The following is a 12,305-nucleotide window of genomic DNA, read 5'->3' as shown; positions in this document are numbered from 1 at the left end:
AGGCGTGATGGATGAGCCGAAAAAACAGCGATCATTGTGGGGGTTAATTGCCGCAGCAGTTGGGATGTTTGGCTTTGCTTTTGCGTTGGTTCCCCTTTATGACGTGTTTTGCGATATCACGGGGATCAATGGAAAAACAGCCACAACACCCACAGAAACCAGTGATCGAGTGGATACCAGCCGAGAAGTGACGGTTGAATTTGTTGCCTACATTAATCCAGGAGTGAGGTGGCAATTTACGCCTCAGGTAAAGCAAATCACGGTGCATCCTGGTGAAACAAAAATCATTAAATACGATGCGAAAAACTTAAATAAAGTCGCCACTATCGGACAAGCTGTGCCTTCGGTAACACCGGGCGTAGCGGCGAAGTATTTCAATAAAATCGAATGTTTTTGTTTTAATCATCAGCCTTTAGAGGGTGGTGAAAATGCAGAATTGCCGTTGGTGTTCTATATCGACCCTGACTTGCCGAAAGAGATAGAAACACTGACTTTAGCTTACACCCTATTCAACGTTGCAACGGACAAGGATAACCCTGTGATTGAGCAACACAGTGAGGTGGATAATGTCAAAGCCCTATAGTGAAACCGATAACTTACCGCCAACAACGAAATATTATGTCCCCGATGAAAGTGCATGGCCCATAGTGGGGGCAATTGCTTTATTTCTTATAGCGTTAGGTGCTGGCGCGACTGTCGGAGATCTGTTTGGCGGTCAAGGTCCTTGGATCTTATTGGTAGGTGTGGGGCTAATTTTATTAATGCTAGTGGGTTGGTTCCGTGATGTGATCCGGGAATCGATGGCAGGGCTCTATAGTGCGCAGATGGATCGCTCTTTTCGTCAAGGAATGAGCTGGTTTATTTTTTCCGAAGTGATGTTCTTTGCCGCTTTCTTTGGCGCGCTATTTTATGCCCGAATGATTGCGGTGCCATGGCTGGGTGGTGCAAGTAATAATGTCATGACCAATGCGGTGTTGTGGCCGGACTTTGTCGCCATGTGGCCATTGGAAAAAACGCCAGATGGCACCGAAACCCAAGCGATGGGGCCAATAGGTTTACCGCTTTATAACACCATTTTATTACTGACATCATCGGTTACATTGCATTTTGCTCATACCGCATTAGAGCAAAATAATCGTCCTCGATTGAAGTTGCTACTGTTGCTTACGGTATTACTAGGCGCGGTGTTTGTGTACTTACAAGGTGTTGAATATGTCCATGCTTATGAAGACATGAACCTACGATTAGATGCAGGGATTTATGGTAATACCTTCTTTATGTTAACTGGGTTTCATGGCGTTCATGTCACGCTTGGTGCGATTATCTTATTTATTGTGTGGTGTCGAATTTTAAAAGGGCACTTTACGCCTGAACATCATTTTGCATTTCAAGCAGGCGCTTGGTATTGGCACTTTGTTGATGTGGTGTGGTTAGGTTTATTTCTGTTTGTGTATATTCTTTAGTGTTTATTTTGAAGGTACAAAATTAATACGGGCGAGGATTGGGGGTGATAACCCCAGTTAATAAAGCAATCACAATTATACTAAAAACAACGACAGATAAGCCAATACGCCAGCCTAAGTAATGCGACATTGGGCGTGATGATTGACCTTTTAACATGATTGGGAGGGCTTTAAAAAGATTGACGATGATCACCAGTAATAAGCCGATAAGCAGTATTTTTATCAACATCGAAAGCCTCTGATTGAATAGGGGTGATAACACATTAAGCGCTTATTTAAGGATAGCTGTTTTCAACCAATAGGGATGGAGGAAACATCGATGCGAAAAGTTGCTTTTGTTATTTTTACCTTCATCGTGGTGTGTATGTTAGGGCGATTAGGCTTTTGGCAATTAAGCCGAGCAGCTGAAAAGCTTCAATTACAGCAGCGAGTCGAAGAAACGATTCAGACCGAACCTATCTCTGATATTACGCAATTACCCAGTACGCCCGTTTGGCATAATGTGGCGCTTACTGGTGTGTTTGATAATCAGCATCCGATCTTACTTGATAACCAACTAAATAATGGTCAAGCAGGCTACCATTTTTATCTCCCTTTCCTTAGCCAAGGTCAATGGATATTGGTCAATCTGGGCTGGATTGCCGCGCCTCCTTATCGTGAGTTATATCCCGTGTTACCACAATTTAGTGGCGAAAAAGTCATTACCGGTCTAATTGCACCAACCACCTCATTATTACAACTCAAACCAGAATCATCTGCCGTGAGTTGGCCGTTACGGGTACAAAATATTGAACCGGCATGGCTGTCACAACAATTAAATCGCGCTCTACCGCAATGGGTGGTTCAAATTGCAGCTACGAATCCTCTCGCGCTTAAACAAAATTGGACCCCTATCGTGATGAAAGCAGATAAGCATTATGGCTACGCCACGCAGTGGTTTGTTTTAGCCTTTGCGGTATTAGGGATGGCTGGGTGGTGGCTATATAAGAGGGAATAAGGAATGAAAAAATATCAGGTTTTAATGTTATTAGGTGTGATGTTTTTACTGCCTATCATCCTAGCGAAATTAATCTTAACCCAACAGTGGTATAGCGGTGGTGTCACCAATAAAGGTCAATTATTAACTCCACCGTTGACGGCAAATTGGCTTGCGTCTGGAAAGTGGCAACTTATTTATTGGTTGCCTCAACAATGTGATAGCCGTTGTGAAGGTGCATTATTTCACTTAAAGCAAATGCCTCTTGCTGTTGGGGCTTATCAAGATCGGGTGAGAAGTGTTTTGCTGCTCGCCCCCGTTGAACCAACAACCGTCGTTCCCGTTGATGTTGAAAATCTGCAACGCTATCGCAGCAACACAGCAGAATATGAGCAATTTGCGCCATCTCAATATGGACTCAATGCAGTATACCTAGCCGATCCTCATGGCAATGTGATGATGGCCTATCCGCTAGAGGCTGAACCACAGGCCATTTTAGCACAAGGTAAAGACATCTTACGTGATTTAAAAAGGCTGCTAAAAGTATCAAAAATTGGCTAAATGTCATAAATAGTGGGGTTGATTATGCATAAAACGCAAAAAGATAAACCGTTCTACTTTTTAGTCACCGCTGCCTTTTTTCTCTCTTTGATTGTGGTTGGGATGGGGGCTTATACGCGGTTAACGGATGCGGGTTTAGGGTGTCCCGATTGGCCTGGCTGTTATGGGTTCATGTCAGTACCGCAAACGGAATCACAATTACAAATAGCACAAACGATTTACCCTGACTCGCCCGTTGAACCAGTAAAAGCATGGAATGAAATGGTACATCGCTATATTGCAGGATCGCTAGGTCTTTTGGTGGTAATGATTGCTGTTATGGCATGGAGCCGAAGTGGACGGCCTAAATTGTTACCCAGTTTGTTATTGGGTGTGGTTTCTTTTCAAGCGTTACTTGGAATGTGGACGGTTACCATGCAACTTATGCCTGTTGTGGTGATGGCGCATTTGTTAGGCGGTTTTACTATTGTATCGTTATTGTGGCTACTACGTTTGCGGATTCAACCTAACCCCCTTTTCTATCAAGAGGGTTTTAAACCCCATTTATCATTATCACATCGATATTTAACGGTACTCAAAAGCGTAGCAATTGCAGCTTTAGTTGTTGTCATAAGCCAAATTGCATTAGGTGGCTGGACAGCAGCTAATTATGCCGCTGTTGTATGCACACAACTACCAATATGCGAAGGGGATTGGCTGGGAATGTTTGATCCTCGCGCGTTTGAATTGATTCAACCTCAACACAGTAGCTATGAATATGGCGTTTTAGATTATGCCCAAAGGGTGTCTATTCATGTTACTCATCGTATTGGTGTAATTATCACAACGATTTTGGTTTTGGTGCTGGCTGGGTTGATGTGGCTTAAACCGCCCTTACGTCGTTATAGCATTGGTATGATGGGGGTGTTAGCGGTACAAATAATATTAGGTATCACCAATGTGCTTGCTAACTTACCGTTACTGATTGCCGTTGCGCACAATGTAGTTGGATTAATCTTACTACTTACCGTTGTCACCACCTGTTATCGCCTGCTATGCGATTGCCGCTCCCCATTAGAGGTAAAGTATTTTGCATCGGAGAGCGCTACTCATGGATAAATCACAACGGCTTCATTCCAGTCGAGTTCGTTCGCCACCGATAGCGGTTTGGCGTGATTACCTTACGATGACGAAACCAAAAGTCGTCTCCATGTTATTACTGACCGCATTAGTGGGCATGTGTTTGGCCGTGAAAGGTATTCCACCGGCAGATGCCGTGATATTAGGTTTAACAGGGATAGGTCTACAATCGGCTGCGGCTGCGACTTTTAATCATGTATTAGATCGACGCTTTGATGCCAAAATGGCACGAACTTACCATAGACCACTAGCGAAAGGGCGAGTCGAAACGTGGAAAGCCGTTGTATTTGCAACGACGTTAATGTTGGTAGGTTTTGGATTATTGATGATGCTTAACGCTTTAACGGCATGGCTAACGATGGCAAGTTTAGTCGGTTATGCGTTGGTTTATACCGTGTGGCTAAAACATGCGACACCACAAAATATTGTGATTGGAGGGCTTGCAGGTGCGGCGCCTCCGTTATTGGGGTGGACGGCAGTAACCGGGCTCCTTGATCCACATGCATTGTTATTAGTGATGCTGGTATTTGCATGGACTCCACCACACTTTTGGGCATTAGCGATCCATCGTCGTGAGGATTATGCCAAAGCCGGGATCCCAATGCTGCCTGTTACACATGGGATTGAATACACCAAAACCATGATATTGCTTTATACCGTGATTCTCTTTGCGGTTGGGTTATTACCTTGGCTAACTAATATGAGTGGATGGGTCTATTTAATCGGCAGTAGCGCATTGAATTTGGGCTTTCTAGGTTATGCGCTGAAGTTGAAATTTTTTGATAGTGAAGGCCATGCATGGGCGACATTTAAATATTCTATCTGGCATTTATTAGCTTTATTTGTAGTACTTCTTACCGATCATTGGTTACTACCTTGGTATGGTTAGTCTCTCGTATGAACAACAGATCTTATACGCTTTAATCAATAAGACTTTTGTCGCCATAATCAACTGGTTAAACTGCTCTGCTATATAACAAAAATTATCGCGGCAGAGGTAGTACGTGCTAGCAGCATTAAAAGACAAATCATTACATTATCAGGTGTTTGCATTAGCCCTGCCAATGGTACTTTCAAACATTACAGTACCGTTACTCGGGCTGGTGGATGCTGCTGTGATCGGACACCTTGATAAGTCGTGGTATCTCGGTGGCGTCGCGGTTGGCGGTACCATGATCAACGTTACATTCTGGTTGTTGGGTTTCTTACGCATGGCAACCACAGGGATTACGGCGCAAGCTTTTGGCCGAGAAGATAAACATGGGCAAGCGGCTATTTTTGTTCAAGGTATCGCGTTGGCATGGTTACTCGCGTTTATTCTTATTGCCTTACACCAACCTGTCAGCAGTGCTATTTTCCATTTCAGTGATGCTAGTAATGAAGTGAAAGTTTACGCAGAGCAATACTTTTCAATCCGTATTTGGGGAGCGCCTGCCGCTTTAGCAAACTTTGTCATCATGGGCTGGTTACTTGGGGCGCAAAATGCCAAGTTGCCAATGTGGCTTTTGATCATCACTAACCTTGTTAATATTCTTTTGGATGTTCTGTTTGTATTAGGCTTTGGCTGGAAAGTTCAAGGTGCTGCTTCTGCGTCGGTACTAGCTGATTATAGCGGTATGTTATTAGGGTTATGGTTTGTTTCTCGTCAATGGTTAGCGTTAGGTTTGCCGCCGTTAAAAGAAAAAATTATGGCTGCGCGACATGGTATAGGGCGACTACTTAAATTAAACCGAGATATCTTTTTACGGAGCTTGTGCTTACAAGCGACGTTTACCTTTATGACTTTCCAAGGTGCAACACTAGGCGATAATGTAGTCGCGGCAAACGCTGTGTTAATGAGCTTTTTAATGTTGGTGTCTTATGCCATGGACGGTTTTGCTTATGCGATGGAAGCATTAGTAGGAAAAGCCGTTGGTGCGAACAATCGTGATCAGTTAGGACGTTATTTAATTAACACTACATTTTGGAGTTTTATAATATCTGTTGCGCTTACATTGACATTTTCTTTAGGTGGTGAGCGCATAGTCAGTTTGATCTCCGATCTTCCAGCGGTTCAAGCTGAAGCTGATATTTATTTGCCTTGGCTTGCTGCAGTACCATTAGTGGCTATGTGGTGTTTTTTACTGGATGGTGTCTTTGTTGGCGCGACGCAAGGGCGAGTTATGCGCAACAGTATGTTTGTTGCAACCAGTGGTTTTTTTGCCATTTGGTGGTTAATGTATAGCTATGGCAACCATGCATTATGGGCGGCGATGTTAGGTTTTATGGCATTACGTGGTGTGACATTAGCGGTTATTTTCGGTTACCAGTGGAAAAAAAATATTTTCTTATCTCCTGCATTAAAACAGTAAGTTAGATTTAAAATATACATTTTGTATTAATTTTGAGCAAAAAAAGCTATCAAACCTGATGTTGTTTTGGTTAAAATGCGAGCACTTTTTAGCCGGGTGTTGGATATGAAAAAGAATATTCTTGCTTATTTCTTACTGACTATTGCATTGGTGTTTAGCGTAAATAGCTTTGCTACTACCCATAAAAAAATGCATGTTACAGCGACAGCGTATAATTCTGTTAGGGCGCAGACAAGCTCACACCCTAACATTGCTGCATGGGGAGATAGGTTAAAACCAGGGATGAAAGTAATTGCCGTTTCACGGGATTTGTTGAAAAAAGGATTAAAACGAGGTGTAAAGGTTAAAATATCAGGTTTGCCCGGTGAATATGTTGTGCTGGATAAAATGAATCCCCGTTGGCGTAATAAGATTGATATTTACATGGGGAAAGACATTCGTGCCGCAAAACGCTGGGGACGAAAGAGAGTCACTCTCACCGTATTATAACGAGCATCTTGGTTTCAAAACGAAAAAGCCGCATCTTATATGCGGCTTTTTGATTTTCCGTTCATACTAAAAACTAGTAGTATGAATGCTCACCACGTGCGTGATCGGTAATATCACGAACGCCAGTTAGCTCACCTTCAAACTGTGCGAGTAGCTCTTTTTCGATGCCTTCTTTCAGTGTGACATCAACCATTGAACAACCATTACAGCCACCACCGAACTGTAAGATAGCAACGCCATCTTCAGTGATTTCTGATAAAGAAACGTGACCACCATGACCGGCAAGTTGTGGGTTAACTTGGGTTTGGATAACGTAATCAACACGCTCCATCAATGGTGCATCATCAGACACTTTACGCACTTTTGCATTCGGTGCTTTAAGTGTAAGTTGTGAGCCCATTTTGTCAGTAACAAAATCAATTTCAGCATCTTCTAAAAATGGCAGGCTTAGCTCATCAAGAAAAGCAGAAAATAGCTCTAGTTTGATTTCGGTGTCGCTTGCTTCAACCGCTTCAGGTGGGCAGTAGGATACACCACACTCAGCACTTTGAGTGCCTGGGTTAACAACAAAAACACGGATATTAGTACCCTCAGGCTGCTGGGCAAGAAGCTTGCCGAAGTGCTGCTGAGCGCTTTCAGTAATAGTGATCATTGACACGACGTAATACCTGACCTATTTAGTGAGTTTTCTCTATTCTACTCTTAGAGAGACGTTCTATCATCCCTAATATTAGCATTTTTAATTTCACCACGTTTTACATCATAATGCGCGACTTTTTTGTTATAAGTGATGACTATACGGGTTTTTCGGTATGACAAATCGTAATTATATCAACGCGCTTTACGCCTTGCTGGTGGAGTCTTTTGGTTAATAATGCCACGGTTGTTCCAGTTGTAACGACATCATCAACCAAGGCCACATGCTGCGGAAGCGCACAGTCTTTAATAGCAAAGGCATTGGCTAAATTAGTTTTACGTTGTTTTTTTGTCAGGGATTTTTGTGCTTGAGTATGGCGAGTCCTCACCAATACATTGTGATCAACTTGGGTACTAAGTTCACGAGCTAAGGCTAACGCTAAGTAATGACTTTGGTTAAATCCACGTTGCCAATAACGCCAGCGGTGCAACGGAACAGGAAGCAATAAAGGGGCGGGGTCGGTAATTTGTTTTGCTAATTGTTTGGCTAATGGTTTTGCAAGCCAGAACTTTTTCCCAAATTTAAATTGGCTAACTAATTGCTGTAGAGGCGGTTGGTACTCACCTAAACGATACAATCGTTGCCAAGGTGGCGGAGTCGTCAAACACTGACCACAATATTGTTCAGCGTTTAAAGTCGTTGTACCACATCGTTGGCAGTAAGGCGGGGATGGAAATTGAGAAAGACAATAATGACACCAATAATCATCATTGGGTTCGAGTGGTAACTGACATAAGCTACAGTGGCGAAATAATAGTTTACGGCAGGTGTGAGATAGCCAAGCCGTTGTGTTTTTTGGCATCATAAACAAAACCTCAAAAAACCGAATAAGGAAGTGTAATGGCGGTAATGCTTGATTGGCACAGTAAAGGTCAAGGCTCGGATCTGGTTCTCATTCATGGCTGGGGAATGAATGGTGCGGTATGGCAAGATGTGATCCCAGCCCTCGCTGAGCATTTTACTGTGCATTGGTGTGATTTACCGGGTTACGGTTATAGCGGTGATGTTACTGCGGAGTCCTTGGTCGAGATCACGCAAGCGGTATTAGCGCGCGCCCCTCAGAAAGCAGCGTGGTTAGGCTGGTCACTGGGTGGTCTAGTGGCAACGCAAGCGGCATTACTTGCACCTGAGCGTGTAACACAATTAATGACTTTAGCCAGTTCGCCAAGTTTTATGGCGCGAGAAAAATGGCGAGGGATCAAACCGGATGTACTCAGGAATTTTCAATCACAGCTCGCCTCTGATTTTAACGTAACGGTAGAGCGATTCTTAGCGTTACAAGCGATGGGCAGCCCGACAGCCCGACAGGATATAAAGAATTTAAAGCAAGCCGTACTTGAACGGCCGACGCCACAACCCTCAGCCTTGGCGCTGGGGTTAATGTTACTTGAAACCGTTGATCAGCGGGCAGAACTGTCATTACTCACTCAACCTTGGCTACGAATGTATGGTCGCTTAGATGGCTTGGTACCCGTTAAAACAGAAGCCGCGATTAGCAAGCTCTGCCCACAGTCATTGAGTTATGTTTTTCAGTCTGCATCTCATGCACCGTTTATTTCACATCCTGATGAATTTATCGCTGCAGTGCGGCAGTTTATTGCTGAAGATGCTGTTGTATCTTAAAAATTACCGTTATGATTAAATAGTAACCACTTGGGTTTGTTTACTTTGCACATGGTGAATTTGTTTTCGGTATGAATATTTCTCCTCTACAAGCTGGTGGTGTGCCATTAGCCACAACGGTCAATCCGCCAACCGATCAAGTTGCGCGAGATAACCGAGTGCGAGAAAAAATTGTCCCGTTAACTGCAAGTAGCGCGGCGGCAGATGAAAAGCCAATAACCAGTGAAGAGAAACAGCTAAAAAAACCAAGTTGGGATCCGAGTGAACATCCGGATTATGATAAGCAAGATGATGAAATTTTAAAAGGTTATCAAGAGGATATTGCCCGTCTTGTTGATCTGCTATCTGCCAGTAATTATCTTGAGAAAGACAGTGCACTGGGTTACAGCATGCACATTAAATTACCGCGAGAATTACTTGAGCAATTAGATAAAATTAATCAAAACGAGCGGACTAAAGGGGTGGTGGCATTTAAGTATGCACAAGCCAGTGTGCCAAACCCGCCAACAGAATATCTACAAGTGATTTGATTTCTAGTAGATAAAAGAAAGCCAGACATCTCGTCTGGCTTTTTGTATAACCTAATAAGACGTTAGCTTATTTTTTCTTGGCATTAGCAAAGGCTGCTGCAAACGCACCACCCATTGCGGCATTACCGTTATCACGTTGACGAGGTTGGCTTTGTGGTTGACTTCGTGCAGGACGTGCTGAATTATCGCGAGGTTGACGAGTCGGCTTCTCTTGTCCTGGCTCATCAGACAGACGCATCGACATACCAATACGCTTACGCTGTAAATCCACTTCCATCACTTTCACTTTGACGATATCACCGGCTTTTACCACTTCGCGCGGATCTGAAACGAACTTATCAGACAGGGCGGAGATATGGACTAAACCATCTTGGTGTACGCCGACATCAACAAAAGCACCGAAGTTAGTCACGTTAGTGATCACGCCTTCTAATACCATGCCAGGGATCAGATCTTTTACTTCATTAACGCCTTCGGCAAAGGTGGCTGTTTTAAACTCAGGACGAGGATCTCGACCAGGTTTATCCAGCTCGCTAATGATGTCGGTTACCGTTGGTAAGCCGAAATCAGCATCGGTGTAGTCAGCGGCTTTTAAGCTACGTAGGAAATCGGTGTTACCTATGATCGCATCAACCGGTTTATTATTAGCAGCCGAAATAGCTTTAACTACCGCATAAGATTCTGGGTGAACTGCAGAGCTATCAAGTGGGTTTTTACCGTTCATTATCCGTAAGAATCCAGCGCACTGCTCAAAGGCTTTTGGCCCTAAACGGCCGACTTTTTTCAGGGCTGTACGCGCATCAAAGCGACCATTTTCATCACGGTAGTTCACGATGTTTTGTGCGATGGTGGCGTTCAAACCTGCCACGCGTGTCAGTAGTGCAGCAGATGCAGTATTGACATCCACACCCACGGCGTTTACACAGTCTTCTACGACAGCATCGAGGCGTTTCGCTAACATGCTTTGGCTAACATCGTGTTGGTATTGACCTACACCGATAGATTTCGGATCAATTTTTACTAACTCTGCTAATGGGTCTTGCAGGCGACGACCAATAGACACCGCGCCACGGATAGAAACATCTAGGTTTGGGAATTCATTTGCAGCAAGCTCTGATGCAGAGTATACCGATGCACCGGCTTCACTCACCATTACGCTCTGTACTTTTAGATTATTATCTTTAAGTAGTTTGGCAACAAACGCATCTGTTTCACGTGAAGCAGTACCATTACCAATCGCAATTAAGTTAACGTTATGCTTGTTGATTAAGGCTAAAACAACTTTGCTTGATTCTGCAATTTTGTTGTGGGGTTGGTGCGGGTAGATGGTGGCAGTATCGAGTAACTTGCCGGTTTCATCAACCACTGCAATCTTACTCCCTGTTCGTAAACCAGGATCGAGTGCTAGTGTGACGCGAGGACCGGCAGGGGCAGCCATTAGCAAATCTTTCAGGTTATCAGCGAACACTTGCATCGCGCCATCTTCGGCTTTTTCACGCAGTGCGCTCATCAGTTCGGTTTCCATGTGCATTAAAATCTTAATGCGCCATGCCCAACTTATCACTTGCTTACGCCATGCATCAGCTGGTGCCGAGCCCAGTTTTACGCCGTAGTGATCGGCAATAATCACTTCACAGTAAGAGCCTCGCACGCCTTCATCTTGGTTGGGATCAGCATTCAATGCTAATTGTAGGAAGCCTTCATTACGCCCACGAAATAGCGCGAGTGCACGGTGAGATGGAATGGTTTTTAATGGCTCGTTATATTCAAAGTAATCTTTAAATTTCGCACCATCGTGCTCTTTGCCATCGACAAGACGTGAAGTCAGTTCTGCTTGACCGTTTAACTGGCGACGGATTTTATCAAGCAAGGTGGCATCTTCAGCAAAGCGCTCCATTAAGATTGCGCGAGCGCCATCCAGTACTGCTTTGGTATCAGCAAAGCCTTGCTCTGGATTCAAAAATTGTTCAGCTGCTTGCTCAGGAGTGTTGTCTGGTTGGCTCCAAAGCAGATCAGCTAAAGGCTCAATACCGGCTTCAATGGCAATTTGACCTTTAGTGCGGCGCTTAGGCTTGTAAGGCAAGTAAAGATCTTCAAGACGGGTCTTACTGTCTGCTGTCTTGATTTCAGCCTCTAGCGCAGGGGTCAATTTACCTTGCTCAGTAATCGATTTTAAAATGACCTGACGACGATCATCGAGCTCACGTAAGTAGCCTAAACGTGATTCTAAATTACGAAGTTGGGTATCATCCAAGCCGCCAGTGACTTCTTTACGGTAACGGGCAATAAAAGGCACGGTGTTACCATCATCGAGCAGTGTGACTGCTGCATTGATTTGTTCATTTCGAACATTCAGTTCGCTGGCAATCAGCTGATTGATAGAGTTGCTCATCCGTAGGTATCTCTTGTTTATCGTTAAGCTTACATTCTACGTCTCCCGATGAGAGTGGCAAGTTTACCGATGTTAAGAGTGTGTCAGTGAGCAGAAAAAAGATC

General features: G+C 44.0%; 14 protein-coding genes. 10 read left to right on the top strand and 4 right to left on the bottom strand.

Annotated features, from left to right (window positions below; all coding sequences use genetic code 11):
• The first annotated feature begins 7 nt into the window (after positions 1 to 7).
• Positions 8 to 583 carry a cytochrome c oxidase assembly protein gene (locus C9J42_RS14520; protein WP_107208656.1) on the top strand — a complete coding sequence of 192 codons (576 nt, stop codon included), beginning with the start codon at positions 8 to 10 and terminating at the stop codon, positions 581 to 583.
• Entirely contained in the window at positions 567 to 1,463 is an 897-nt protein-coding gene (locus C9J42_RS14515) for a cytochrome c oxidase subunit 3 (RefSeq protein ID WP_107208655.1), read from the top strand. The genes C9J42_RS14520 and C9J42_RS14515 overlap by 17 nt, the downstream gene beginning before the upstream one ends.
• A 22-nt stretch (positions 1,464 to 1,485) precedes the next feature.
• Here C9J42_RS14515 and C9J42_RS14510 read toward each other — a convergent pair whose 3' ends face one another.
• Positions 1,486 to 1,692: a DUF2909 domain-containing protein gene (locus C9J42_RS14510; protein WP_107260568.1), complete on the bottom strand. Its 207-nt coding sequence runs from the start codon at positions 1,690 to 1,692 to the stop codon at positions 1,486 to 1,488.
• Positions 1,693 to 1,782: 90 nt separating this feature from the next.
• On the opposite strand from C9J42_RS14510, the gene C9J42_RS14505 reads away from it, so the two are divergent.
• From C9J42_RS14505 to C9J42_RS14480, 6 genes are all read left to right on the top strand, one after another.
• A complete protein-coding gene (locus C9J42_RS14505) occupies positions 1,783 to 2,460 on the top strand; it encodes an SURF1 family protein (RefSeq protein ID WP_107208654.1) in 678 nt (225 codons plus the stop codon).
• Positions 2,461 to 2,463: 3 nt separating this feature from the next.
• The gene (locus tag C9J42_RS14500; RefSeq protein WP_107208653.1) at positions 2,464 to 3,000 is read left to right on the top strand and encodes a cytochrome oxidase; all 537 of its coding nucleotides are present in this window, start codon (positions 2,464 to 2,466) and stop codon (positions 2,998 to 3,000) included.
• Between the two features lie 24 nt (positions 3,001 to 3,024).
• Positions 3,025 to 4,098 carry a heme A synthase gene (locus tag C9J42_RS14495; RefSeq protein WP_107302096.1) on the top strand — a complete coding sequence of 358 codons (1,074 nt, stop codon included), beginning with the start codon at positions 3,025 to 3,027 and terminating at the stop codon, positions 4,096 to 4,098.
• Positions 4,091 to 5,008, top strand: a complete 918-nt coding sequence (gene cyoE / locus C9J42_RS14490) for a heme o synthase (protein ID WP_107302095.1) — start codon at positions 4,091 to 4,093, stop codon at positions 5,006 to 5,008. Before C9J42_RS14495 ends, cyoE begins: the two co-directional genes overlap by 8 nt.
• Before the next feature lie 115 nt (positions 5,009 to 5,123).
• Positions 5,124 to 6,470: an MATE family efflux transporter DinF gene (gene dinF, locus C9J42_RS14485; RefSeq protein ID WP_107302094.1), complete on the top strand. Its 1,347-nt coding sequence runs from the start codon at positions 5,124 to 5,126 to the stop codon at positions 6,468 to 6,470.
• A gap of 105 nt (positions 6,471 to 6,575) precedes the next feature.
• Positions 6,576 to 6,959 carry a 3D domain-containing protein gene (locus tag C9J42_RS14480; protein ID WP_107208650.1) on the top strand — a complete coding sequence of 128 codons (384 nt, stop codon included), beginning with the start codon at positions 6,576 to 6,578 and terminating at the stop codon, positions 6,957 to 6,959.
• Between the two features lie 73 nt (positions 6,960 to 7,032).
• On the opposite strand, the gene nfuA is transcribed toward C9J42_RS14480, so the two are convergent.
• Together nfuA and C9J42_RS14470 are read right to left on the bottom strand one after the other, a co-directional pair.
• Positions 7,033 to 7,611 carry a Fe-S biogenesis protein NfuA gene (gene nfuA, locus C9J42_RS14475; protein WP_005371977.1) on the bottom strand — a complete coding sequence of 193 codons (579 nt, stop codon included), beginning with the start codon at positions 7,609 to 7,611 and terminating at the stop codon, positions 7,033 to 7,035.
• A gap of 142 nt (positions 7,612 to 7,753) precedes the next feature.
• Complete coding sequence (locus C9J42_RS14470) at positions 7,754 to 8,461, bottom strand: ComF family protein (RefSeq protein ID WP_107208649.1); 708 nt, start codon at positions 8,459 to 8,461, stop codon at positions 7,754 to 7,756.
• A gap of 35 nt (positions 8,462 to 8,496) precedes the next feature.
• Here C9J42_RS14470 and bioH point away from each other — a divergent pair, with 35 nt between their 5' ends.
• Both bioH and C9J42_RS14460 read left to right on the top strand, forming a co-directional pair.
• Positions 8,497 to 9,279: a pimeloyl-ACP methyl ester esterase BioH gene (gene bioH, locus C9J42_RS14465; protein WP_107287675.1), complete on the top strand. Its 783-nt coding sequence runs from the start codon at positions 8,497 to 8,499 to the stop codon at positions 9,277 to 9,279.
• Between the two features lie 71 nt (positions 9,280 to 9,350).
• The gene (locus tag C9J42_RS14460) at positions 9,351 to 9,809 is read left to right on the top strand and encodes an ATP-dependent Lon protease (protein ID WP_105061159.1); all 459 of its coding nucleotides are present in this window, start codon (positions 9,351 to 9,353) and stop codon (positions 9,807 to 9,809) included.
• 67 nt (positions 9,810 to 9,876) lie between these two features.
• Here C9J42_RS14460 and C9J42_RS14455 read toward each other — a convergent pair whose 3' ends face one another.
• Complete coding sequence (locus C9J42_RS14455) at positions 9,877 to 12,201, bottom strand: Tex family protein (RefSeq protein WP_107287677.1); 2,325 nt, start codon at positions 12,199 to 12,201, stop codon at positions 9,877 to 9,879.
• Positions 12,202 to 12,305 lie beyond the last annotated feature (104 nt).

The sequence above is a fragment of the Photobacterium sp. GB-56 genome (assembly GCF_003026105.1).
Classification (GTDB): Bacteria; Pseudomonadota; Gammaproteobacteria; order Enterobacterales; family Vibrionaceae; genus Photobacterium.
The sequence above is the reverse complement of the archived record's forward strand: the minus strand, read 5'-3'. Positions and strand labels throughout refer to the sequence as shown.

Excerpts from the sequence above, each read along its gene's own strand:
- C9J42_RS14520 (WP_107208656.1), top strand. The coding sequence starts at position 8 with ATGGATGAGCCGAAAAAACAGCGATCATTGTGGGGGTTAATTGCCGCA.
- C9J42_RS14515 (WP_107208655.1), top strand. The coding sequence starts at position 567 with ATGTCAAAGCCCTATAGTGAAACCGATAACTTACCGCCAACAACGAAA.
- C9J42_RS14510 (WP_107260568.1), bottom strand. The coding sequence starts at position 1,692 with ATGTTGATAAAAATACTGCTTATCGGCTTATTACTGGTGATCATCGTC.
- C9J42_RS14505 (WP_107208654.1), top strand. The coding sequence starts at position 1,783 with ATGCGAAAAGTTGCTTTTGTTATTTTTACCTTCATCGTGGTGTGTATG.
- C9J42_RS14500 (WP_107208653.1), top strand. The coding sequence starts at position 2,464 with ATGAAAAAATATCAGGTTTTAATGTTATTAGGTGTGATGTTTTTACTG.
- C9J42_RS14495 (WP_107302096.1), top strand. The coding sequence starts at position 3,025 with ATGCATAAAACGCAAAAAGATAAACCGTTCTACTTTTTAGTCACCGCT.
- cyoE (WP_107302095.1), top strand. The coding sequence starts at position 4,091 with ATGGATAAATCACAACGGCTTCATTCCAGTCGAGTTCGTTCGCCACCG.
- C9J42_RS14480 (WP_107208650.1), top strand. The coding sequence starts at position 6,576 with ATGAAAAAGAATATTCTTGCTTATTTCTTACTGACTATTGCATTGGTG.
- nfuA (WP_005371977.1), bottom strand. The coding sequence starts at position 7,611 with ATGATCACTATTACTGAAAGCGCTCAGCAGCACTTCGGCAAGCTTCTT.
- C9J42_RS14470 (WP_107208649.1), bottom strand. The coding sequence starts at position 8,461 with ATGATGCCAAAAAACACAACGGCTTGGCTATCTCACACCTGCCGTAAA.
- bioH (WP_107287675.1), top strand. The coding sequence starts at position 8,497 with ATGGCGGTAATGCTTGATTGGCACAGTAAAGGTCAAGGCTCGGATCTG.
- C9J42_RS14460 (WP_105061159.1), top strand. The coding sequence starts at position 9,351 with ATGAATATTTCTCCTCTACAAGCTGGTGGTGTGCCATTAGCCACAACG.
- C9J42_RS14455 (WP_107287677.1), bottom strand. The coding sequence starts at position 12,201 with ATGAGCAACTCTATCAATCAGCTGATTGCCAGCGAACTGAATGTTCGA.